General features: G+C 60.5%; 21 protein-coding genes and 1 tRNA gene. 12 read left to right on the top strand and 10 right to left on the bottom strand.

Features of this window, described 5'->3' with window-relative positions; translation table 11 throughout:
- Nucleotides 1–3: 3 nt before the first annotated feature.
- The 5 genes from ABIB95_RS30905 to ABIB95_RS30885 all read right to left on the bottom strand — a co-directional run bounded on the left by ABIB95_RS30905 (nucleotide 4) and on the right by ABIB95_RS30885 (nucleotide 4,093).
- Nucleotides 4–501 carry a UPF0262 family protein gene (locus tag ABIB95_RS30905; protein WP_063985874.1) on the bottom strand — a complete coding sequence of 166 codons (498 nt, stop codon included), beginning with the start codon at nucleotides 499–501 and terminating at the stop codon, nucleotides 4–6.
- Entirely contained in the window at nucleotides 498–1,793 is a 1,296-nt protein-coding gene (gene hisD / locus ABIB95_RS30900; protein WP_354245005.1) for a histidinol dehydrogenase, read from the bottom strand. The genes ABIB95_RS30905 and hisD overlap by 4 nt, the downstream gene beginning before the upstream one ends.
- Before the next feature lie 145 nt (nucleotides 1,794–1,938).
- Nucleotides 1,939–2,388 (bottom strand): DUF2948 family protein, encoded by a 450-nt coding sequence (locus tag ABIB95_RS30895; protein WP_063986739.1) that lies wholly within the window; start codon nucleotides 2,386–2,388, stop codon nucleotides 1,939–1,941.
- A gap of 80 nt (nucleotides 2,389–2,468) precedes the next feature.
- The gene (locus ABIB95_RS30890; protein ID WP_071917089.1) at nucleotides 2,469–3,128 is read right to left on the bottom strand and encodes an NAD(P)H-binding protein; all 660 of its coding nucleotides are present in this window, start codon (nucleotides 3,126–3,128) and stop codon (nucleotides 2,469–2,471) included.
- A gap of 26 nt (nucleotides 3,129–3,154) precedes the next feature.
- A complete protein-coding gene (locus tag ABIB95_RS30885; protein WP_354245002.1) occupies nucleotides 3,155–4,093 on the bottom strand; it encodes an SDR family oxidoreductase in 939 nt (312 codons plus the stop codon).
- 84 nt (nucleotides 4,094–4,177) lie between these two features.
- Between ABIB95_RS30885 and ABIB95_RS30880 the strand changes: the two genes are divergently transcribed.
- Nucleotides 4,178–4,831 (top strand): TetR/AcrR family transcriptional regulator, encoded by a 654-nt coding sequence (locus tag ABIB95_RS30880; RefSeq protein WP_354244999.1) that lies wholly within the window; start codon nucleotides 4,178–4,180, stop codon nucleotides 4,829–4,831.
- A 176-nt stretch (nucleotides 4,832–5,007) separates the two neighbouring features.
- Here the strand turns inward: ABIB95_RS30880 and ABIB95_RS30875 are convergent, their stop codons facing one another.
- From ABIB95_RS30875 to ABIB95_RS30855, 5 genes are all read right to left on the bottom strand, one after another.
- Entirely contained in the window at nucleotides 5,008–5,832 is an 825-nt protein-coding gene (locus ABIB95_RS30875) for an alpha/beta fold hydrolase (protein ID WP_354244996.1), read from the bottom strand.
- Nucleotides 5,833–5,946: 114 nt separating this feature from the next.
- Nucleotides 5,947–6,456, bottom strand: coding sequence for a hypothetical protein (locus ABIB95_RS30870; RefSeq protein ID WP_166348553.1), 510 nt, complete (start codon nucleotides 6,454–6,456; stop codon nucleotides 5,947–5,949).
- Between the two features lie 251 nt (nucleotides 6,457–6,707).
- A complete protein-coding gene (locus ABIB95_RS30865) occupies nucleotides 6,708–7,016 on the bottom strand; it encodes an EthD family reductase (protein ID WP_063985878.1) in 309 nt (102 codons plus the stop codon).
- Between the two features lie 126 nt (nucleotides 7,017–7,142).
- On the bottom strand, nucleotides 7,143–8,861 hold the full coding sequence (locus ABIB95_RS30860) for an FAD-dependent oxidoreductase (RefSeq protein WP_354244993.1): 1,719 nt from the start codon (nucleotides 8,859–8,861) through the stop codon (nucleotides 7,143–7,145).
- Between the two features lie 28 nt (nucleotides 8,862–8,889).
- Nucleotides 8,890–9,078: a hypothetical protein gene (locus ABIB95_RS30855; RefSeq protein ID WP_354244990.1), complete on the bottom strand. Its 189-nt coding sequence runs from the start codon at nucleotides 9,076–9,078 to the stop codon at nucleotides 8,890–8,892.
- 319 nt (nucleotides 9,079–9,397) lie between these two features.
- Between ABIB95_RS30855 and ABIB95_RS30850 the strand changes: the two genes are divergently transcribed.
- The 11 genes from ABIB95_RS30850 (at nucleotide 9,398) to ABIB95_RS30800 (ending at nucleotide 22,272) form a co-directional block, all read left to right on the top strand.
- Nucleotides 9,398–9,472 (top strand) — tRNA-Thr (locus tag ABIB95_RS30850).
- Between the two features lie 203 nt (nucleotides 9,473–9,675).
- Nucleotides 9,676–10,266 (top strand): hypothetical protein, encoded by a 591-nt coding sequence (locus ABIB95_RS30845; protein WP_354244987.1) that lies wholly within the window; start codon nucleotides 9,676–9,678, stop codon nucleotides 10,264–10,266.
- A gap of 107 nt (nucleotides 10,267–10,373) precedes the next feature.
- Entirely contained in the window at nucleotides 10,374–10,688 is a 315-nt protein-coding gene (locus tag ABIB95_RS30840; protein ID WP_354244984.1) for a hypothetical protein, read from the top strand.
- Between the two features lie 11 nt (nucleotides 10,689–10,699).
- Nucleotides 10,700–12,181: an AAA family ATPase gene (locus tag ABIB95_RS30835; protein ID WP_354244981.1), complete on the top strand. Its 1,482-nt coding sequence runs from the start codon at nucleotides 10,700–10,702 to the stop codon at nucleotides 12,179–12,181.
- A gap of 328 nt (nucleotides 12,182–12,509) precedes the next feature.
- Complete coding sequence (gene nhaA / locus ABIB95_RS30830; RefSeq protein WP_354244978.1) at nucleotides 12,510–13,739, top strand: Na+/H+ antiporter NhaA; 1,230 nt, start codon at nucleotides 12,510–12,512, stop codon at nucleotides 13,737–13,739.
- A gap of 588 nt (nucleotides 13,740–14,327) precedes the next feature.
- On the top strand, nucleotides 14,328–15,227 hold the full coding sequence (locus tag ABIB95_RS30825; protein WP_354244975.1) for a hypothetical protein: 900 nt from the start codon (nucleotides 14,328–14,330) through the stop codon (nucleotides 15,225–15,227).
- Between the two features lie 172 nt (nucleotides 15,228–15,399).
- On the top strand, nucleotides 15,400–15,867 hold the full coding sequence (locus ABIB95_RS30820) for a hypothetical protein (protein WP_085405365.1): 468 nt from the start codon (nucleotides 15,400–15,402) through the stop codon (nucleotides 15,865–15,867).
- A complete protein-coding gene (locus tag ABIB95_RS30815) occupies nucleotides 15,864–16,451 on the top strand; it encodes a hypothetical protein (protein ID WP_247457454.1) in 588 nt (195 codons plus the stop codon). Before ABIB95_RS30820 ends, ABIB95_RS30815 begins: the two co-directional genes overlap by 4 nt.
- Entirely contained in the window at nucleotides 16,452–17,219 is a 768-nt protein-coding gene (locus tag ABIB95_RS30810; protein ID WP_247457455.1) for an HK97 family phage prohead protease, read from the top strand. It begins immediately after the preceding gene.
- 1,081 nt (nucleotides 17,220–18,300) lie between these two features.
- Nucleotides 18,301–20,007: a carbohydrate-binding protein gene (locus tag ABIB95_RS30805; RefSeq protein ID WP_354244970.1), complete on the top strand. Its 1,707-nt coding sequence runs from the start codon at nucleotides 18,301–18,303 to the stop codon at nucleotides 20,005–20,007.
- Nucleotides 20,008–20,133: 126 nt separating this feature from the next.
- Nucleotides 20,134–22,272 (top strand): hypothetical protein, encoded by a 2,139-nt coding sequence (locus ABIB95_RS30800; protein ID WP_354244967.1) that lies wholly within the window; start codon nucleotides 20,134–20,136, stop codon nucleotides 22,270–22,272.
- The last annotated feature ends 31 nt before the right edge of the window (nucleotides 22,273–22,303 follow it).

The following is a 22,303-nucleotide window of genomic DNA, read 5'->3' as shown; positions in this document are numbered from 1 at the left end:
CGCCTAACCCTTCCAGTGCAGGACGGTGATGAGCGTGAACAGCCGGCGCGAGGTCTCGAAGTCGACCCGCACCTTGCCCTTCAGCCGCTCCTGGAGCGTGCGCGATCCCTCGTCATGGATGCCGCGGCGGCCCATGTCGATGGCCTCGATCTTGTCCGGCGTAGCTGTCCGGATCGCCTGATAGTAGCTGTCGCAGATCATGAAATAGTCCTTCACGATCCGCCGGAACGGCGTCAAAGACAACAGATGCGCGACCACGGGCGCGCCGTCCTCAAGGCGAATGTCGAACATCAGCCGGCTGCCGGTGATGCCGATATGCAGCGTGAACGGCCCCTTCCCGTCGGCGCCATCGGGCGCGAACAGGTTCTGCTCGATCAGATCGTAGATCGCGATCGCGCGCTCATGCTCGATGTCCGGCCCGGAACGGCCGATCGAGTCCTCGTCGAGGGTGACCGCGACGATGCGATTGGTCGAGTCGTCCTGTTCGGGCGGCTGGGTCATGACAGATTGAGGCGCAATCCAATCGAGCGCGAATGAGCGTCCAGCCCCTCCGCTTGTCCGAGCGTCATCGCGGCAGGTCCGAGCGCACGCAGCTGGTCCGGGCCGCATTTCAGGATCGAGGTGCGCTTCATGAAGTCGGCAACTCCGAGGCCTGAGGAGAACCGCGCCGAGCGCGCCGTCGGCAGCACGTGGTTGGAGCCGCCGACATAGTCGCCGATCGCCTCGGGCGTATGCGCCCCGAGGAACACCGCGCCGGCGTTGCGGATCTTTGCGGCAAGCGCATCGGGATCATCAGTCATGATCTCGAGATGCTCGGCCGCGATCGCATCCGCGAGCGGAATGGCGTCGGCAAGATTCTTGACCATGATGATGGCGCCGAAATCGGCCCAGGAGGCGCCGGCAATCGCTGTGCGCGGCAATGTCTTCAGCTGCGCTTCGACGGCCTTCTCGACATCCGCGGCGAGGCGCGCGGAATCCGTGATCAGGATCGATTGCGCGCTGGCATCATGCTCGGCCTGCGCCAGCAGATCCGCGGCGATCCAGTCGGCATTGCCGGTGTCGTCGGCAATCACCAGCACCTCGGAGGGGCCGGCGATCATGTCGATACCGACCTTGCCGAACACGAGCCGTTTTGCGGCGGCGACATAGGCGTTGCCGGGGCCGACGATCTTGGCCACCGGCGCGATCGTGGCGGTACCGTGCGCGAGCGCCGCCACAGCCTGCGCGCCGCCGACGCGGTAGACCTCGCTGACGCCGCCAAGCGAAGCGGCCGCCAGCACCAGCGGGTTGAGCTTGCCGTCCGGCGACGGCACCACCATGACGAGGCGCGCGACGCCGGCGACCTGCGCGGGTACGGCGTTCATCAGCACAGAGGAGGGATAGGCCGCGGTGCCGCCAGGTACGTAGAGGCCTGCGGATTCGATGGCGGTATAGCGCCAGCCGAGCTCAACGCCGAGCGGATCGGTGAAGCGCTCGTCCTTCGGGAGCTGGCGGCGGTGATAGGTCTCGATGCGGTCGCGCGCGAGCTTGAGCGCATCCAGCGTCGGGGCATCGCAGGCCTTCACGGCCGTCTCGATCTCGGCGGCGGTGACGCGCAGGCCGGATGCATCCAGCTTCAGCCGGTCGAACTTTGCCGTGGCCTCAAGCAGGGCCGCATCGCCCCGCCTGGCGACGTCGTCGACGATGCTGCGCACGGCGGCCTCGACGTCGGCCGAGACCTCGCGCTTGGCGGCGAGGAAGGCCGCGAATCGCTGGTCAAAATCGGCGCTGCTGCGGTCGAGACGAACGGGCATTTTGGGCTTGGCTTCCGGCTGGTCTTTGGGGCGGATTGGCTCACCCGACCCCCTGCTCAATGGCGCGGCGGGGAAGCTGCGTCAACCCTCGGGAGATGCCGTTCCGGCAGCGGCCCGACCTGGCTTGACTGGTATACCGGTCAGCTCACCCCTCCTCCTCGAGGCCGAGTCCGGCCCCCAGCGCGTCCGCCCCCAGATCGGTCAACTCGCATTCCAGACATTCGACGTCGAGGCGGATGGCGCCGCCATGGGCGAACAGCAGCAGGGCGCTGCCCCCGGGCTCCTCGTCGCGGCCGTCCTGGGAGTGAAACTCGATGCCGACGAGGTCCAGAACCTCGTCCGGGGCGCCGAGGTCGATGTTGCGTGACTTGCAGGCGAGCACGCGGTCGAAGCGGAGCGCGGCGACCAACCGGCGGGGTTCGGCCTCGCCGTCCAGCGACTGCTCCCAGTCCAGCCGGCTCATCCCGACCACCAGCCGCTTCTCGCTTTGCCGCCAGATGATGTCGGCGGCCTGGACGCGGGCGTCCTGCACATGGGTCGAGATCACAGCGAGATCGTCGGCGTCGAGCGCGATCAGTTTCAGCTGGGGAGACATCGCCGGCATTTCTCCTCGGGGCCGATAAGGCTCAACGCGCGCGGACGCGGAAATTTCCGTGAAACTAACGGGCTAGCCGGTTAGAGGCTATTGATATCCTCCATCTCCAGCACCTTCCGCGGATACCCCTCCCGGGCGACACGAATCATGGCGCGGCCCATCTGCTCGGTCGAGGTGACGAGCCGCGGCGAGATCCGGCGCAGCGCCGACCAGAGCGGCCCGGTTGCGGTATACACGGCCTGCACCCAGGCGGTCTTGGAGCGGGCGCCGTGCAGGGGCTGGATCGCCCCGGGCCGGAACATGTAGGCGCCCCGGAACGGCAGCTTGAGCAGATCGTTTTCGGTCTTGCCCTTGATCCGCGCCCACATCCGCGATCCCTGCTCGGTGGAATCGGTGCCGGCGCCGGTGACGTAGACGAACGTCATCTGCGGATTGAGCTTCGCGAGCGTCGTCGCTGCCGCGAGCGTGAGATCGTAGGTGAGATGGCGATAGCGATCCTCGCTCATGCCGATCGAGGAGACGCCGAGGCAGAAGAAGCAGGCATCGAAGCCCGTGAGCTGCGCTTCGATCGCCGAGTAGTCGGTGAAATCGCCGTGCGTGATTTCGGTGAGCTTGGCGTTGCGCACGCCGGTCGGGCTGCGGCCGACCACGAGCACGCGGTCGATGCCGGTGTCGATCAGGCATTCGCGCAATACGCCCTGCCCGACCATGCCGGTCGCGCCGAAGATGATGACTTGCATCGTGACGTCCCCAACCGGCCCGCGGCTCATGCGGCGACCGCGATCTCGTCGAAGGATACACCGGTCAACGTCGCCGAGACATCCCACAGCATGGCGGCCGCGGCGAAATCCTTCGCCTGCGGCATGATCTTCGCCGGCGCGGGCGGCCCCTTCAATTCGTAGAACCAATTCGGACCGTAATAGCCACCGGGCTCTGCAGCCGGAGAGGTTGCCGCGAACAGCGTGGGCAGCGCGCCTTCGGCTGCAGAGTGGCTTATGAAAGGCTGGAGCCAACGGCTCACACGCCACTGGAAGGTGTTCGCGCCCGGCCCGTTCGGAATGAGATCGGTCCGCGCGTAGCCGGGATGGGCAGTAAGGCTCGTCAGGCCCCAGCCGGCGGCGAGGCTGTGGCGCTGCAGCTCCAGCGAAAACATCAGCATCGCCAGCTTGGACTGGCAATAGGCGCGCCAGGGACGATAGGAACGCTTGCCTTGCAGATCGTCGAAATTGATCGCGCCGGAGCGGTGCGCGAGGCTTGACAGATTGACAATGCGCGGCGCTTTCGCGCGGCGGAGCTGCGGCAACAGCTGTGCCGTCAGCGCGTAATGGCCGAGATAGTTGGTGCCGAACTGCATCTCGAAACCATCCTCGGTCTGCTGCCGCTTCGGCAGCGCCATCACGCCGGCATTGTTGATCAGGAGATCGAGCTGCTCGTTGCTGGCGGCAAAGCGCCTGGTAAAATCGGCGACGGAGGCGAGACTGGCGAGATCGAGATGCTCGTAGGCGATCAATGCGTTGGGAAACCGCTCGCAAATACCCTCGATCGCCCGCAGGCCCTTTGCGTCGTTGCGTCCGGTGAGTATGACAATGGCACCGGCGCCCGCCAGCGCCATCGCCGTCTCGTAGCCGAGGCCGCCCGTCGCCCCTGTCACGACGGCGGTCATGCCGCTGAGGGAGGGGATGTCTGCCGTGCTCCAGTCGGTCATGCCGTATCTCCGTTCGGGGCTGGAATGAGGCCCGCGACCGGTCTAAATGTGCACTGAGTGCAAGTTTGCAAGAGGTGAAATAATTTGAAGGCTTCGAAGCCCGGCGGGAAATCGGTCAGGACAGGCGCCAAGCCATTGCCGGCAGGAGCAAAATCCCCTGATGGTCCCGGCCTGCGCCAGCGTAAATTGCAAGAGACCCGCGAGCGGCTGACCCGCGCGGCGATGGCGCTGTTCCTGGAGCGCGGCTTCGAGGCCACGACCATCGACGACATCGCGACCGCGGCCGACGTGTCACGCCGCAGCTTCTTCCACTACTTCGCGTCGAAAGAGGACGTGGTCGCCGCCTGGCAGGAGGGCGCAGCAAGCGCGCTGGTCGCAGAGGTCGTGGCGCGGCCAGCGGGCGAAACCATGCTGACGGCGGCGGAGAATGCGATCGCGGCGGCGGTCAGGCGGATCGACCCGGCGGAAGCGGCGGCGATGTCGCGGCTCAAGCGCGATAATCCTGCGCTTCAGGCGCGCGACCAGCTCAAATACGAGAAGCTCGAGCGCGCACTTGCCGAAGGGCTTTCGCAGCGTGCGAAAACCAAATCGGACAGGCTGAAGGCACGGCTCGTCGCCATGATCGCCACCGGCGCGATGCGCGTCGGCGGCGAAAACTGGATCGGCGAAGATGTACGGGAAAAGCCGGAGGTCTTCGTGAAGCGCACGTTCGATGCGATCAGGGCGATCTTGAAGTGACACTCTTCCCCTCTCCCCTTGTGGGAGAGGGTGGCTCAATCGCGCTTCGCGCGATTGAGACGGGTGAGGGATTGTCTCCGCTCGTGAACTCTTGCAGTTCGACTCGTTGAAGCAGACCCCTCATCCGGCGCTTCGCGCCACCTTCTCCCGCAAGCAAGGGGAGAAGGAAGACTCTCTCACCCCTTGAAGAACGCGAGCAGGTCCGCGTTGATGGTTTCGGCGTGCGTGGTCGGCATGCCGTGCGGAAAGCCCTTGTAGGTCTTGAGCGTGCCGTTCTTCAGCAGCTTGGCCGACAGCGGGCCGGAATCGGCGTAGGGAACGATCTGGTCGTCGTCGCCGTGCATCACCAGAACGGGCACGCTGATCTTCTTCAGATCCTCGGTGAAATCGGTCTGCGAGAACGCGACGATGCCGTCGTAATGCGCCTTCGCGCCGCCCATCATGCCCTGGCGCCACCAGTTCTGGATCACCGCTTCCGACGGCTTTGCGCCGGGACGGTTGTAGCCGTAGAACGGGCCGGTGGGGAGATCGCGATAAAACTGCGTACGGCTGGCGGCGAGCTGCTTCTGGAGATCGTCGAACACGCTCTTCGGAAGGCCGCCGGGATTGGCCGCCGTCTGCACCATCAGCGGCGGCACCGCCGAGAGGATCGCAGCCTTCGCCACCCGGCTCTCGCCGTGACGCGCGATGTAGTGCACGACTTCACCGCCGCCGGTGGAGTGGCCGACATGGATGGCGTTCTTGAGGTCGAGATGCGCCGTCACCGCCGCGAGATCATCGGCATAGTGATCCATGTCGTGGCCGTCGGCGACCTGCGAGGAGCGGCCGTGGCCGCGGCGGTCATGGGCGATGACGCGGTAGCCATGATTGGCGAAGAATATCATCTGCGTGTCCCAGTCGTCGGCCGACAGCGGCCAGCCATGGCTGAACACGATCGGCTGGCCCGAACCCCAATCCTTGAAAAAGATCTCGACGCCGTCCTTGGTGGTGATGGTGGGCATGAATGGCTCCTTCAGTGAAAATCAATCCGGGGCTCGCAAAACGCGAGCCGGCAATCCGGAGATGGTCGGGCGATGTCACGAGGTCGATGCCGCGCACCGACCGTGAACGTGCGATCAGGCAAACGTCATCGGCTTGTAGCGGCGCCAGGCGCCGATGGTCAGCACCACGAAGAACACCAGCACGATGCCCTGCACCACGGCGAAGACGGGGCCTCCCGGCGGATTCGGCGGCACGGCAGGCGCGAGCGCGGCGAGCGCCGGCACCTTCAGGAACGACTGGATCACCAGCACGAAGACGTTGAAATAGAGCGAGATCATCGCGGTCACGATGTAGACGGGACGCCAGACCCCTTTGAGCTTCATTCCGTAGAGCGCGAGGCAGGCGATCGCGAGCAGCACTAGCGAGATGCCGGCGATGATGTACGAGGGCAGCAGCTCCTTGAACGGAAACAGGAAGCCGGTGACGCTGGTGAGGATCGTGAACAGCAGGAAGATCGCAGTGAGGCCCGGCATCGACTTCGACCCGAGCAGGCCGAACATCACGACCAGGCCGGCGACGATGCCGATCAGGCTGATGATGACATGGACCAACGTGAAGGCGGGCAGGCTCAACCCAAGCATCATCTTACTCTCTCCGTTTGGAAGCTTTGGATGGTATTACGGCCCTCATTGAATGGCTACATGCGCGATGTCACAGGCTCGTGCGGAGCCATGCGCCGTCGTGCGAATCGACAAACGCATGACTGAATTTTTTGCACCGCTGTCACAAACGACGGCAGTTTGTAGCCCGGATGGCGCGCAGCTAAATCCGGGCTACGAGCTTGCAGGTCTTCGACGAAAGTTGAATCGAATTTGGCGAGACGCTTCGCGCGCGCTCAGACTTCCTTGGTGTCGAAGATCAGCAGATCGGCGCCGCCGCTGGCGAATTTCGGCACGTCGCCGGCGGCCGCCTTGCCAGCTTCGCTGCCGAAGGCCTTCTGGATGTCGCCCACGCTGTCGAAGCTGAGAATGGCGACGAGGTGGACGCCCGATGGTCCGGCGGGCGAGCCGACTGCGCCCGTGCTGACGGCGTATTTCTTCAGGCCGGGAAGTTTCTTCGCGAGCGGAATGTGGGTCTCGGCATAATGCTTGTCGAAGGCGGCGGCGTCTTTGGGCGTCTTGTAGAGCACGACGAGTTCGGCCATTTAGTCCTCCCTTGTGAATCTTTTGTTCTTCCACGCGCGATTGGCCTCGCGACGGGGCGATAGTCTGTGGGACACCGCAAGATGGCAAGTGAGATTCCGCTTGCCGTCTGCTTGCCTTGTCCTTGACTAAAGCGCCGGTTTTGCGGCGTCGCCGAGATAGCCGTGCAGGGAGGCCACGACCTGCGCGCCTTCGCCGATGGCGCCGCCGACGCGCTTGACCGAGCCGGAGCGGACGTCGCCGACCGCGTAGACGCCGGGCACCGAGGTCTCCAGTGGGGCCACCAGCTTGCCCTGGTTCAGCTCGGACTGCGCACCCGTCACGACGAAGCCGCCGCGATCGAGCGTGACGCCGCAACCGTCGAGCCAGCCGGTGGCGGGATCGGCACCGACGAACAAAAAGAGATTCTTGATGTCGGCAGAGTCTTCATCGCTCGACAGCCGGCTCTTCCAGCGGATGCGCCGCAGCAGCGAGGCCTCGTCGCCCTCGAGCGCGGTGATCTCGGTGTTGAACATCAATTCGATGTTGGGCGTCGCTTCGATGCGCTCGATGAGATAGCGCGACATGCTGGCGCCCAGGCCCCCGCCGCGGATGATCATCAGCACCTTCTTGGCGTGTCCCGACAGGAACACGGCCGCCTGGCCCGCCGAATTGCCGGCGCCGACCAGGGCCACCTCCTCGCCGGCGCAGAGCCGCGCCTCGACCGGAGAGGCCCAATACCAGACGCCGCGGCCCTCGAACTTGTCGAGGTTCTCGATCTCGGGGCGGCGATAACGCGCGCCGCTCGCAACCACGACTGCGCGCGAGCGCAAGGGATCGCTGCCGTCGAGCGTCACCGCAAAGGCGCCATCCCTGCGCGTGCAGTCGAGCGACTTCACCGTGACGGGGATCATGATGTCGGCGCCGAACTTCTGCGCCTGGTTGAACGCGCGCGCGGTCAGGGCCTGGCCGGAAATGCCGGTCGGAAAGCCCAGATAGTTTTCGATGCGCGCGCTGGCGCCGGCCTGGCCGCCGAAGGCGCGGGTGTCGAGCACGGCAACCGAAAGCCCTTCGGAGGCGGCATACACCGCGGTTGCCAGCCCGGCGGGTCCGCAGCCGACGATCGCAACATCGTAGATGCGGTCGTTGCGGGGGCCGCCGATCATGCCGATCGCGCGCGCAACCTCGGTTTCGCTGGGGTTGCGCAGCACCTCGCCGCTCGCCGCGACGACCAGCGGCCAGTCTTCCGGCTTCGGCGAATAGCGCGCGATCACCTCGGCGGCGTCGCGGTCACGCTCGGGATCGAGCAGATGATGCGGCTGGCCGTTGCGGGTGAGGAAGCCCTGCAAGCGCACCACGCCGGCCGAATACGAGGGACCGATCAGCACCACACCGCCGACGCCGGCCTGAAGCAGATTGACCCGGCGCAGGATCAGCGCGCGCATGATGCGCTCGCCGAGCTCGGCCTCGGCGACCAGCAGCGCGCGCAGGCGGGGCGGCGGCAGCAGCAGCGTCTCGACCTCGCCTTCGGCGCGGCCGTCGACCAGCGCCGGCCGGCCCGAGAGCTGGCTGAGCTCGGCCAGAAATTGCCCCGGCCCTTGGTCGATCAGCGGCGTGACATTGCCGAGCCCGTCGCGCTGGGTGATGGCGACGTGGCCCTTCAGCACGACGAACATGCCCGGCCCGGGCTTGCCGGTCTCGAACAGGAATTCGCCGTCAGCGTAGGTGCGGACCTCGGCGAAATTCCGCATGCGCTCGATCTCGGCCGATGTCAGCGCCGGAAAGGTCTGCTCAGGGCGCGTGAACCGCGACATCTGCGCGTCACCATCGTCTCGTTGCTGCTCGTCCTGCCCCGTTGCCACGTCCATGCACTCCAAAAATTCTAATCGCCAGTCTTCAATCGCCAGTCTTGCCGGCGGTCCCCTCATCTAGGGAAGCATCGTCGTTCTGCGAGGGGTCGGTGATTGCGGCGCGTTCGCGCGCCTGCACTTTCCGTCGCTTCAGGTTTTCGCGCAGCGCCGATTTCAGCCGGTCGCCCCGCGCCCCCCTCGCCTGTCTCGTGCTCTTGTCGTTCTCGTCAGCCATCAGCGGTCCATACCAGCGATCCGCGATAACATGCCCGGAGAATGCGGCAGCTCAAGAGGCCCCTCACGAACTGTTCGTGCGAAATCCAAAATGGGCCGAATGCCATGCCGCGGCCAACTGGCCAGTTGGCCGGGGATATCGGAACCGAAATCGGCGGGAAGTCGGTACTTTCAGGTGAAAACGGGCATTTTGGCCCCGATATCGGCCCGATTTTCTCGTTTTGGCGGGGCGAGCAAGCTTGCACAGCAGGGGGGCTTGTGGCAGATATCGGCCCGCTTGGTAGGCCCCCATGTGGCGGCCGATTCTCATCCCAGCACATGCTGCCGTAGCTCAGTGGTAGAGCACTCCATTGGTAATGGAGAGGTCGACAGTTCAATCCTGTCTGGCAGCACCATTTATTCCAATGAAATCAATCGTTCTCGAAACTCGGTATCGATATCGAGCGTGCGCATTTGGCGCTTGCGCGCAGAACAAAGCACGAAATGGCGTGCAGTGGCGTGCAATATCCGTGCAGTGGGTTCGCGTGACGTTCTCTAGTCTGACCCGTTTTCCAAGTGCGGGCGACGACGCTCACCCATGCCCGAAAGGAACCCTCGTATGGACGCTCAAGCCGTAGAACAAGCAAGAGGCCGTCTGCAGCGGGCCGACAAGGCGCTGTATGCATTGAAAACCGCCACGCGCTACGAAGAGGCAGAGGAGGCTTGGTCTGACTTTCTATTAGCCGCCTCAACGATCTACTCAAAGCTTGAGCAAGGATCAAAATCAAAGGGATCAAGCGCCGGCTGGCATGGTCGCAAAAAGAAAGAGCGTAAAGACGATCCCCTGTTGAGCTTTCTGCATCATGCGAGAAATTCAGACGAACACGGAATCGAACGTGTAGCGGAACGCGGAGGCAACATACGAGATTTGGGCGGCAAGCCCTTAATGTTCAACGAGTACCGAGAGCATGTTATTACTGACGTGCGCGACGGCGAGACCGGAGAAATCAAGTTACAGAATATCAAGGCCATTTTGCACGGTCCCTCGCTGGTTATGATTAGAGTCCACGACCGCGGTGTTTCTTACGATCCACCAACGACGCATATGGGCAAAACTATCGAGGTCGAGGACAACTCGCTTATTGGTGTCGCGTCACTTGGTTTCGAATACTTGACCAAGCTCGTGGCAGAAGCGGAGACGCTTATCTAAGCGCTTGCGCTTTCCGCGAACCAACAGCACCACCGGTCTCGCAGCGCCCGGGCATTTTTAAGCGCTGCACCACTGCCGCAATTGCGCGGCGCATCATCAGAAGAAGAATGATCAAGATAGAATTTGAATCCATTATGCGTTCTCAGTTTCGACGTTCCGCAAACTGGCGCAAAAACAACTCCCGAAGGTTTCCGAACGATAGCAGCAGAAACGAGCAGGCCGCGCAATGGCTACTTGATTTTGAATCATCGATCGTGTTCGACGATGAAATTTGGCGGAAGCTACAGCCTCACATTGTCGATCGGAACATTGCTCTCGCTGCATTGACCGATACCAACCGTGATGTGGGATTTCGAACCCATCCAGCCGACTTCCCGGCGTGGATGCTAGAATTCGAGAACAACTTGCTGGCCGCGAATTGAGGTCGGAGCAGTTGGAAGCACTTAGCCCCCCCTTCATTCAGGGGAAGAACGCCGCCACGATCGTAAAGGAAAAAGGCGAACTCGCCGCAGGCTTCATCACCTCGCAATGGCCGAAAACCAAGGATTTGCCGGCCGCCTGTATCGCAGCAATGCAAATCGGTCATCTAGAAGCCGCTCGCTCGATTTCTTATGAGCGGAGCAAAGAACTACTCCGGTTAAACCTCAATGAGCGGGATATCCCGGAAGATTATCGGCAAGATGTCTATGATGCTTTCGGTCACGGTCGAAGTGTCGTCATGACCCGAAGCCAACTCTGGGAGAGTTATCTTTCGAAGGCGACCAACGACAATAAGCCAAAGTCTCTACAGTTACCTGACGCGGCGAAAGCAGACCTGAAAGAGAGATTCCAAGTAACGTGGTTCGATGACGTAGACCAATCGACGGCGAAGGAGGAAATCCTTCAAGGCGTTTTGGGCGCTGGTGAGTTCAGTTTGTTCGTGGCCAAACCCGGGACAGGAAAAAGCGTGCTGGTTGGTGACATTGGATGCCACATCGCGGCTGGCCGCGAGTGGCATGGCCGCAAGGTCAAGCAAGGGTTGGTGGTGTTCTTCGCTGCAGAGCGCAAGAAGCTCACGGAGAGGCGCGTTGCGGCGTGGCGCAAGACACATGGTGTATCGGGCATTCCGTTTGTTGTGGTCGGGGGCAAGCTTGATCTTACGTCCGGTGCGATCGATGCCAAGGCATTGGCAGCGACCATTAAGGGATTGGAGGCGAAGATAGACCACAAGTGTATTTTGATCGTTCTCGATACCGTAACTCGGACCTTCGGCGGAGGGGATCAAAACGCTTCCAAAGACATGCAGCGATACATCGCCTCAGTTGACGAACTAACGCGGGCCACCGGGGCGCACGTAGCCGCTATCCACCACTCCGGATGGGAGGGCGACAGGGGTAAGGGGGCTATCGACCTTGACGGCGCAATTGACGTGTCGTTCGGCGTCACGGTAAAGGGCTCCGGGCCGTCCAAGGTGTTCACCCTAGCCTGCACTGGCGCGAACGACGGGGAGGAAGGGCCGGTAACTTCCTTCCGGCTGGACTCGGTGGAAATCGGCACCGACACAGACGGCAACGTGACGACCGCCCCGGTGGTTGTGCAGGTCGACGCGGTACCCTGCAAGACCGACGGGTCAAACCTCAAGGGCAACGCTGCCAAGGCTCTAGAGTCTCTCAAGGCGACTATCGAGGCGGACGGCGAAAGCCCACCAGCGGGCTCGCCCGGCTTTCCAGAAGGCTTTTTGGCGGTGACCCGGGACGCTTGGCGCAATCGGTTTCTTGCCGATGCGTGGGCAAAAGAGCCCAAGGCTACCGAAGATACGCTCAGCAAGCGATTTCGACGGGCCGTAGTAGAGCTTACCGAAGGCAACAAGGTCGGCTCATCCGGCCAATGGTTCTGGCTGGACAGCCGGACATTGGCGGACATGTCCGGACATTGAGTTTTTGTCCGGGACCATTCTACCGGACAGGACAGGACAGGGTTCTTTAGAACCCTGTCCATGTCCGGTGGTTTGATTTGAATATTCTATAGCGCCATGGGAATCCGGGCCCGCGCCGCCACCGTCACTCGCCTAATCGTTAGACGAGTCCGCTTTGGGAGGTATTGCAGAGATCATCCCATTCCCGCCGTCAAGTCCGACTGTGACCCGTTGGAGACATCACAGTTGCGTTCTCGGCTCTGTTGTGTAGAAGGACCATGGGTGCTCACTGCATAAAGCAGTGACAGGTTAAGCGATGGTCGGGCCGCCACGCAGAATGCGTGTGCCCATGAACGATCAACTGCCCAGCAGAAACCCTTTAAAGTCCCAATCTCTTGCCGAGCGAGCGCTCGCGACACTCCAGCACTTCCTGCATGTCGAGGCGATCAGCGGGATTGTGCTGCTCGCGGCCGCGGCGGCCGCATTGCTGTGGGCCAACTCGCCATTGGCCCATTCGTATCATGACGTCTGGAACCTGACGATTCCACTTCGTCTCGGCGCATTTGCTTTCGAAAGGCCGCTGCATTTCTGGATCAACGACGCGCTGATGACGATGTTCTTCCTCGTTGTCGGCATGGAGATTCGCCGCGAGATCCACGAGGGCGCGCTGAGCAGGTTCGACCAAGCTATTTTGCCGGTGCTGGCGGCATTCGGCGGAGTCGTCGTTCCTGCGCTGATCTATCTGAGCTTCAACGCCGTTCCGGGGCGCGGCCATGGCTGGGCGATACCGACCGCCACCGATATCGCTTTCGCCGTCGGCGTGCTCGCCCTGCTAGGCAAATCGATTCCAGGCAACATTCGGGTCTTTCTGCTGGCGCTCGCTATCATCGACGACATCATCGCGGTTCTCATCATCGCGCTGTTCTACACCAGCGGACTCGATCCCAGTGGCTTCGCCGTCGCGGCGCTCGGCGTTGTCATGGCGCTCGGCTTTCAGCGCCTCGGGATCGGTTCCGCCTATGCCTATGTCGTGCCGGCGTTCATCGTCTGGGCGGGCTTTCTCATGGCAGGCGTTCATCCGACGCTCGCAGGCGTCGTGCTTGGGCTGATCACACCGGCGCGGTCGCGGCATCCCTGGATCGTGCCGCCCGTCATTCGTGTGGAGATGGCACTGCATCCCTGGGTCGCCTACGCCATCATGCCGGTCTTCGCGTTGGCGAATGCGGGTGTCAGTTTCAAAGGTATGGAGCTATCAGGCGACGCTCAGTTCGTGACGCTCGGTGTCGCACTCGCGCTGTGTGCGGGAAAGCCGGTCGGTGTGATCGGGGCGACGTGGCTTGCGGTGCGCACGGGCTGGTGCCGCCTCGCGCCGGACGTGTCATGGAGCGGCGTTTGTCTCGTCGGGCTGCTCGCCGGCATCGGCTTCACCATGTCGATCTTCATTGCCATGCTCGCCTTTAGCGACGACAAGTTGCTCGATGCGGCGAAGCTCGGCGTGCTGTTCGGCTCGCTGATCTCGGTTACCTTGGGACTTGGATGGGGGGCCGAGTACGCCCAACGACAGCGAAAACCCAACTGATGGAAACTCGAGTAGACGACTAATGAACCATGATAAAATCCTAACATGGCTCTCAGTGATGATGGGCATTCTTGTCATCGGCTATTCGCTTTACGTTCTCTACGTCCTTGTCTGGTGAGAACGCATTTCCGAACGCGGGCTCTCGCGCGCCCCCACCGCATGGTGACGCCCGCCGTCACGGTGCGAACCGGACCCGCATGCAAATTCAAAAGTGGAAACGGCATCGCTTTTGGCCAGCAATTTTGCTACAAAAACTCGAATTGCAGACTTGTTCGGCCGGTCGTTGGCGGCTCGGGATAGCAAGATAACCAGCGCGTCGGGTAGTGGGCGATCTGACCGCAAGGTGAAGACCTTGAACAGTCTGGATTTTTGTCACGGATTCGGCTACACGTGTCGATATTGATTATTTGATTTTCGCCGCCTTGAGCGGCCAAGGGACACCAGCAAGATAACTGGCAGGACATCGCCTAGCTTGGGCGAGCGCTTTGCCGCGTATTGAAGGAGACACAACGCCCGCGTTGGCGGGCGACGATCTATTTTTGATTCATTGCGGCCCGACCGGCGATCAACGCAGCGGTTATTTTATTCATGGGATTTTCTATGCGAAGAACAATTACAGACCAGACGCGCGATGAACATCGCGAACTCATTTCCACAAGCAGCGATGATGTTGCCACAACACTGGATGGCCAGTGGCACGGGATAGGCGTGAGCTACCGGCCCGGTGCATGCTTGCCCCTTGCAACGCTGGTAACCACCGTTGATAACGGCCCAACTCCGCAGCCTGCGAATAACAACCGTCCTGTCAGACAGCACTTGAAAGAAATGGCGCAGCGTGGCGAGCTTGGAGTCAATGAGCCGGAGAATCGTCGCCACGCGTTTGCCGCGGAACGTTTGAAACGAGATATCGCAGTTTCCAGGGGGGAGCCGTTGAACGATTCTGCGGCCAACGACTGGCGTGAACTGCGCGGAGACTATTTCGGCGAGGGAATAGACTCGTTGGGCTCTGATAACGAAATACTGTTGAGTGATGAGCTTGAATTCGAAGACACAGACGCGCCGGAGCAATCTGCAGTCGTCGACAATGCCGGAACTGAATGCGCCCAAGTATGTATTCACCGTGTTCAGCAAGTGGTGGCGCTCGCGAAAGAAGTTCTCGGCGACGACTACGGAGTTTTGGAATCCGTCATCGTAAACAACTGGACGGCGCAAGCAGTTGGAGAAAACGAACTTTTCGGCCATCGCGCAACAGCGAGCGCATGCGGCAAGGGAATGATACGGTCAGCATTGCGCAATCTTGCACGGTTCTATGACCGCCTCGATCGCCTGGAACTCAGTGGCGATCGTCCAATCGACGTGTGGCCGCTTATCGGAACGCAGTATCCGACCGTGAAATACCCGCGAGAATTCAGGCTCAAAGCTTCATACATGAACCAGTCTCGGAACTATGTCGTGCGACATCCCGCATCGGATGGCGCTGCAGCTTAGCGGCATTGTTGTCGCAAGCGTTTTGGTTGGTGTCGACACCACGCATCGGCAATGGGGTACATTAAGAATAGAGGTTGCGTTTCGCACCGCCCCTCGATTCTCATGACCAGCTTCAAGGCAGCCCGCGTCACCGCGCGGGCTGCTTCTTTTTCCGGCCTGCTGGAGAGGCCAGATGCATACTCACAACGAGGATTTCATGAAAACTTACCCGACCGGCGTTGCTGGAAAGGCGACCGGCACGCCGTTGGCAACGCTGCAACGGTATCTGCAACGCTCTCACATCACCTTACAGCCGTGCGACGTGCCGTCCAGGGGCTGCGGCGAGAACCGCGGCTATTCATTGCGGCGCATCCTACAGATCGCACTAACCACTGAGCTAACCCGGCTAGGGATTGGCCCATCACGGGCCGCCAAGGCCGCTTTCGAGTTCAGCGACAAGGGAGGCACCGGCCGTCCTGTGGGGGAACTCTATCCTCTGGGCCAGACGCTGCTTGTTGGGCTGCCGGACGGGAAGAGCAAAGTGATCAATGTGCCGCCCGACAAGTCCATCAGCGACGTGCTGTCGAATGATCGCGCGGCGTTCATCTGCGACTGCGGGTACGTCGTCGCCAAGGTTACAGAGAAATTGGAAACAAAGTGAAGACTATCCCAAGTCCAGAAGAACTGCATCCCCCTCTTCGAGAGGCGCTCAAGAGGGATACAGACCATTCCCTTGCTCTTGCCCCACTGATGGCACGCGCAATGGTTCTACGCGCCGAAGAGCGGGACCAGCCTGCTACTCACGTAAATGTGGCGGAAGAGAATCGCATTCGCGCATTGACCGGTCTGCCACCTCTCGTCGGCGTACCAAGCCAAACCGAGCTAGAAACGATCTTGCGAAAAATCCAAGACCTCAAGACTGCAAGAGGACGGGAAGCTGGCACTATTCAGCGCGAACGTGCAGTCGCCTCTCGCATGGTCTGCGAGGAAGTTAAGGACGAAGTGACCCGTCTAGGGAGGAACTTCGCCAAGGCATTTATCGATCTTTATGCAGCGCACTCGGCCTACACCAAGATGTTTGACGCCATCGAAGACGCAGGCGCGTCAACCAGTGCGTTGAAGCGTGTCTGGTCAAATGCACTCGGCGGAATTTCCGATAGAAGCGGTCCTTATCATTACATCTTTGAAGAGTTGCACGAAGCGAACCTGATCGGAAAGTCTTCAATCCCAGAGGCCGTTCGCTAAATGACTATCGTAATTGACCCTGCGGACCTCCGTTCGCTGGAGCGCTCTGAGGCGCGCGCTTTCAGAGTAGAGCGCGGCGGCGCCATGAACGTCATTTTTGATGTGGTCGAAGATCAGGCGCTTGATGGGCAGATTCTTAAATTCAACGAAGTATTCACGCACAAGGGCGAACGAGTCGCGCTTGGGTCAGGGTGCTTCGGTGATATCAGCAATCGACGTGTTGGCTTCTGGATCGATCATCAGGCGTCGTTTGAGGTCGCAAGCACCGACGATGCTCTATCGGTGATGATTGACGACGAAGGTGTGCAATTCCGGCTTGACCTTGATCAGTGCAAGGATGGCCCCATGGTCGCTCGAATGTGCAACTCAGGTAATCGAGCGAGCATGTCGGTTGGTTGCGACATCTTAGCTGAACGCAAAGAGGAAATCGACGGAGAAACGGTGCGGGTCATCACTCGGGCGCGGCTTACCGAACTGACGATTTGTGCGGAAGGGGCAGCGGGCGATAATGCCTTCGCCTTTGTGGTCGACAAGACAGCTACGCCCAGGCCAGTGGCTGGCCATCGTTCAGCGACTTTCCGGGCGGCCCAGATGTTGCACAAGTTGTCGCGCAAGGTGCGGTCCTTGAAAGCACAGGCCATCTCCACATACGGCACGTTGCCACGCCCTCGGCGATCGATGACGTTGGATCAGTTGAACAGCTTTCAGACGGCAGAGATAGAGCGCCTGCAAGCTGTTGCGCGGGGGCACCACGGTCTCTTTCTGTAGGCGTGGCTACCGCTCCGCCGCGTCCCGCCAAGGTGTCGATCGTGTAACAGGCAGCACCTTGGCGGGAGATCCCCAAGGGGGCACCCCAAAAAGTCTAGGCCCTCCGGGCAGTAGGAACCGACATGGGCCAACACGTGCACTCCCGCATTTCCAACATTTTTGCTTTTTCTATTTTCTCAAGGATTTAACTGCATGGCACGGAGACGAGTGCCCTTACTTAAGGCTGAAGCCACGGGTCGAACATTGCACGACCCAAAGAGATTCAAATCGCGGCGCGAGCCGAAATCAAACGGCCCGCTTGGTGATCCACCAAAGTGGATGACTGACAAGCACCAGATTGCGGCGTGGCGGATGTTTTCGGACGAGCTGCCATGGTGCAACAAGCAGCATCGGACTCTGGTCGCAATTGCATCGCAAATTCGAGGGCAATTGATCGCCGGTACCGAAGTTAGCGTGAGCGGTTTAAACCTGCTTCGACTTTGTCTTGCTCAGCTTGGAGCGACACCATCCGACTCGTCGAAGGTGTCTCTGCCGGATGATGAAGCGTCAAGCGAAGACGCTAGCGCAAAATATTTCTAACTCATATTCATAGGACCCCACTCATGGGCATTTCGATTAAGGCAACTTCCGTAGCAGTCCCCGCGGCTACACCGACGCCATTGGTAGGCGCAAACAACGATAGGAAGCACCTATGCATCGTAGTCAACGGTGTGAACCCAGTGACGATCAAGTTTGGGTCCGCGCCGGCTAGTGTGACTGATGGCATCAGCCTGGACGGATCGAGCGTGGTCGGCGGACAAGGCGGCTCCATCTGGTACGGCGAGCTGGACGCTCCTACCGACGCTATCTTCGCGTGGTCGACACTGGGCACGACAGTTAGCGTCGCGCAGGGGACTTAGAGCCAGCCAATGTTGAAAGCTATCCGTTGATCCATCTTGAATCACTCCCGGCCGATATAGCGGCCCCGCCACCCGACGCGAGTGGCAATTTCGCGTACCAACCTTCGACCGGAAAAATCTGGCGGAAAGTCAACGGCGATTGGCTGCCGATCGGCGAAGCGAACGAGGTCAACTCCTAAACGATGACTGCATTTAACAACTACTCGACCGGCACCGTAGCCATCGGTGCCGGAGCAACCTCTATTGTCGGAAGCGGCTCCAACTGGTCTGGCTCCAACGCAAAGCCGGGTGATGACATCGTTGTCGCTGGCCACACTGTTATTGTCATGGATGTTGTCGACCCGACAACACTTACAATCGACGCGTGGCCGTACTCCGCTGTCACTTCCGGTACAGCGTACAAAATCGTTCAGCGTTCGCCCCTGCGTTTTGCTGGCGGCGATGCCATGGCCTCCGTATCGAAGTTGATTGCCGCGCTAGAGACTAACGGCGTGCCGGTTATCGTTCCGCCAACTGCAACTGTGCCTGATCCCTCTCTTGGAGAAGACGATCAGTACGCGATTCAGCCGGGAGCATATAAATTTTGGCTCAAGACTGCCGGCGCTTGGGTATTTCAGGGGGCGTACAAAGGCTTCTCTCCTAGGGGGGCGTGGAGCGGCGCTACCGCCTATGCAATTGGCGATGTCGTTGCGCTCAACGGGTCTTCTTATCTGTGCATCCTTGCGCACACAAATCAGACTCCGCCCAATGCAACGTATTGGCAATTGCAGGCAAGCAAAGGCGACATTGGTACAGTAGGGCCTTCCCCGTTGCTGCCCATCGCAAGCTGGGCGACAGCGACGGCCTATGTGGTTGGACCGCCCGCGAGCTACGTTTCGAATAACGGCTCGTCTTATATGTGCCTTGCGCCTCACACGTCGGGCACGTTCGCCACTGATCTTGCGGCTGGAAAATGGGGGCTTGTTGCGCAGAAGGGTGCGGGAGACCTTACGAGCACGAACAACCTTTCGGATGTGGCAAGCGCGACCTCCGCGGCGACAAATCTAGGCGTCGTTCGATATGGCGGCTCGCAATCGCTTTCTTCACCACAGAAGACGCAGGCGCAGTCGAACATTGGTGTGCGTAAGGTGCTCACTGCGAACGCGACGTATGAGGTCAACTCATCGACCGGCAACGATGCCAATGACGGTCTCACGACCGGCACGGCATTCGCGACGACGCAGAAGGCTATGGATGTCATCGCTGCGCTCGACTGCTCGACCTACGACGTCACGGTCAATGTTACGAACGGTACATATGCCGCGCTCATCCTGAAGAGCTATCTGGGTTCCGGATCGGTCACTTTCCAAGGCAACAACGCCAGCCCGTCGAGCGTGGTGATCAGTGCGTCTGGCGCTGCCCTATCTACGACCGCTGTGGGTGGAAGGTTTACAGTCTCCGGCTTCCGGGTGCAGTCGTCGACGGCGCAGGATGTTGCCGTCTCGTCGGCAACGAGCGTCACCCTCCAGAACATGGAATACAACGGATCGAGCGCGAATTTCCGGATCTATGCGAACAGCGGCGGACAACTGACTTGTGCCGGGACAAATCACAAGGTGCTGACGGGCGGGATCGGACTCTTCCTCGTTGGGGATGGGGCGGCAAAGCTCACCACCAGCAGTTCGACCTTCACCTTTGGTGCAAATGTCACGTACAGCGGGGCAACGTTCACAGCGCGCCGGTTCGGCTACTGCGAATGCCCCAGCATGACCTTCGCGCTCGGCGGCTTCACCGTCACCGGCCAGCGGCACGCTATCGCGCAATGTTCCGGCACTGCCGGCGCCGGAGTGTCCACGTTTTTCCCGGGTACGGTAGGAGGTACCACCGACGCCACCAGCTTCTTTGGTTAGTTAAAAACGATCGCCGCTGCCGTGACGACTGGCAGCATCAAATTCTAAGGGAAAATATTTTGACAAGCACTACAGATGCCGCGGCCATTCAGGCCGTGGCCGAAGCCGTTGCGCGAGGCGTGGCGCATGGCTGACGGCGATATTGTCCGCAGAGTAACAATCACTGCGACCGGCGAAGGCATAGACAGCACGACACGTTCGGTCGAGTCGCTCGGTGATGCTGTCGGAAGCGTTTCTTCATCAACCGATTTGCTATCGACTGCACTAGCGGGGTTCGGCGCATTTGGCGCCGCCGCTGGTTTTCTAAACTACGTCGCACAAGCTAACAAAGAGCTTGCCGATATGGCGACAACGGCAGAGCAGGCCGGGTTGTCAGTGCGTGATTTCCAGTCTGTCACGTTCGCCGGGCAGGTAAAAGGCCTGAGTCTGGACGAGGCAAATGCCGGTCTGTCGAGGTCCGCGCAGTTGCTGAACGACGCGCAACGCAACGCAAATTCTCTTTCCAAGGAATTTGAAGCGAATGGACTCAGCATCAAAAATGCAAATGGGCAACTGATCAGCGAGACGCAATTACTACAGATTGCTGGCGATCTTGTGCGGCGAGCGCAGACTCCTCAAGATCAAATAGCTATCGCTCAAATGCTGGGATTTACGAAGGAATGGATTCCGTTCCTTGAGCAAGCCTCGCACGGCTTTGATGGCATCCGATCGGCCGCGGAAAGCGCTGGGGCGGTTATCAGCGACGAAACGATTGAGAAGGCAAAGGACTTCGACGAGCGTTGGCGAAAGTCTAGCGTTGAATGGTCTACGTATATGAAGGCGGCGATTTCTGAGCTTCTGCCAGAAGTCGACAAGTACATTGATAAAGCTGCATCCTTCATTAAGGAAACCAGAGATCGCGCTGGGGGGGCGTCCGACCCCGCTCGCGCGGTAGTGGAAAGCGCCGCATCTGAAGCGCTCAAGGCGGCCGGTGTCGATCCTCAAAAGGGAATCGTTATCGATACGGAAGCATTCGAACGGGCTAGCCATGAGTTTAACAACTCTCCGATTTTCTCAACGGAAACTTGGTCAACGTTCGGAAGGGCGCTGTGGGACGGCTTCGGCTACATGAGCCAGAAAGAGGCGTCCGAAAAGATTCGCGGAGTCGCGGCCGGCTTGGTGAATGAACCACGCTACCCGACAGCCTCGGAAATGGATGCCGCGTTCGATAAGGCAAATCCACCCGACCCCGGCTCTAGGGCCAAGCCGCTGACTCAGTTTGGTTTGACCGCCTCGGATTACGAGTCCCCGATACCGTCCAGGGTGGCTTCAAAGGACCTCGGCAGTAATGCCATCGACAGAGCCACCGAGTCTTTGACGAAGTACTCAAAGACGACGCTTGCCGCGGCTGAATCAGTTGGCACTACGGCAGACAACATCGAACGCCTCAAGGCTATGGCTTTGCTTGAAGCTGCAGCGGAGAAAGAAGGCGTTTCTGTTACGGGCCAGCGTGCGAAAGCATTTCAAGAGCTAGCACAACAGGCCGGTGATGCGGCGTTAGCCTTGGAGAAGGCGAAGGTCGCAAACCAAATTAACTTCTCACGTCAGACGGCGCTGCTTACTCCGCAAGATGCACAGATAGCGTCGACCCTGAAGAATATTTATCCGGACGTGACTACAGCCCTGAACAGTTCAGAGGCTGCGCAAATCCGGATGAACAACGCTATTAAGGAATTCTCTTCAACGTCACAGGACGCAGCGAGGGGCTTTGCGCTCGATTTCGAGCACGCCCTAGCGCAAGGCAAATCGTCTTGGGATTCGTTCGCTGCGGCCGGAACGAACGCGCTGAACAAGATCGCTGACAAGCTCACGTCTATGGCCGTCGACCAGCTTTGGTCGAAAGCATTCCCCGGAGGCGGTGGCGGCGGCGGTGGGTTATTAAGTTTGTTCGGGCTCGGCAGCAACGCAACGGACGGTGTTGGCGGGTACGGCCCAACGGCTCCACCCGGTTACGCCAACGGCACGGACGATGCTCCGGGCGGTTGGTCGATCGTCGGTGAAAACGGGCCGGAGTTTATGAACGTGCCTAAGGGCGCGCAAATCCTGCCTAACGGCGTGACCCCGGGCGGCTCTGTAAGTGCGCCAGTGAGCGTGACAATCGACGCACGCGGCGCCGACGAAGCCGGCCTTGCTCGTGTTCAGGCGCAGCTAGCGGACCTGAAGGCGAGCTTGCCGAACGTCATTGTAAACACTGTCACCAAAGCGAAGCAGACGCGGCGTCTGTAAAGGATTAAGGCGGTCTCCGGGCCGCCTCTTC

Source organism: Bradyrhizobium sp. LA2.1, assembly GCF_040547725.1.
Lineage (GTDB): Bacteria > Pseudomonadota > Alphaproteobacteria > Rhizobiales > Xanthobacteraceae > Bradyrhizobium > Bradyrhizobium barranii.
This window is presented reverse-complemented; position numbering and strand designations above follow the sequence as displayed.

Coding starts and splice junctions, on each gene's coding strand:
- ABIB95_RS30905 (WP_063985874.1), bottom strand. CDS start 501: ATGACCCAGCCGCCCGAACAGGACGACTCGACCAATCGCATCGTCGCG.
- hisD (WP_354245005.1), bottom strand. CDS start 1,793: ATGCCCGTTCGTCTCGACCGCAGCAGCGCCGATTTTGACCAGCGATTC.
- ABIB95_RS30895 (WP_063986739.1), bottom strand. CDS start 2,388: ATGTCTCCCCAGCTGAAACTGATCGCGCTCGACGCCGACGATCTCGCT.
- ABIB95_RS30890 (WP_071917089.1), bottom strand. CDS start 3,128: ATGCAAGTCATCATCTTCGGCGCGACCGGCATGGTCGGGCAGGGCGTA.
- ABIB95_RS30885 (WP_354245002.1), bottom strand. CDS start 4,093: ATGACCGACTGGAGCACGGCAGACATCCCCTCCCTCAGCGGCATGACC.
- ABIB95_RS30875 (WP_354244996.1), bottom strand. CDS start 5,832: ATGCCCACCATCACCACCAAGGACGGCGTCGAGATCTTTTTCAAGGAT.
- ABIB95_RS30870 (WP_166348553.1), bottom strand. CDS start 6,456: ATGATGCTTGGGTTGAGCCTGCCCGCCTTCACGTTGGTCCATGTCATC.
- ABIB95_RS30865 (WP_063985878.1), bottom strand. CDS start 7,016: ATGGCCGAACTCGTCGTGCTCTACAAGACGCCCAAAGACGCCGCCGCC.
- ABIB95_RS30860 (WP_354244993.1), bottom strand. CDS start 8,861: ATGGACGTGGCAACGGGGCAGGACGAGCAGCAACGAGACGATGGTGAC.
- ABIB95_RS30855 (WP_354244990.1), bottom strand. CDS start 9,078: ATGGCTGACGAGAACGACAAGAGCACGAGACAGGCGAGGGGGGCGCGG.
- ABIB95_RS30845 (WP_354244987.1), top strand. CDS start 9,676: ATGGACGCTCAAGCCGTAGAACAAGCAAGAGGCCGTCTGCAGCGGGCC.
- ABIB95_RS30840 (WP_354244984.1), top strand. CDS start 10,374: ATGATCAAGATAGAATTTGAATCCATTATGCGTTCTCAGTTTCGACGT.
- nhaA (WP_354244978.1), top strand. CDS start 12,510: ATGAACGATCAACTGCCCAGCAGAAACCCTTTAAAGTCCCAATCTCTT.
- ABIB95_RS30825 (WP_354244975.1), top strand. CDS start 14,328: ATGGGATTTTCTATGCGAAGAACAATTACAGACCAGACGCGCGATGAA.
- ABIB95_RS30820 (WP_085405365.1), top strand. CDS start 15,400: ATGCATACTCACAACGAGGATTTCATGAAAACTTACCCGACCGGCGTT.
- ABIB95_RS30810 (WP_247457455.1), top strand. CDS start 16,452: ATGACTATCGTAATTGACCCTGCGGACCTCCGTTCGCTGGAGCGCTCT.
- ABIB95_RS30805 (WP_354244970.1), top strand. CDS start 18,301: ATGACTGCATTTAACAACTACTCGACCGGCACCGTAGCCATCGGTGCC.
- ABIB95_RS30800 (WP_354244967.1), top strand. CDS start 20,134: ATGGCTGACGGCGATATTGTCCGCAGAGTAACAATCACTGCGACCGGC.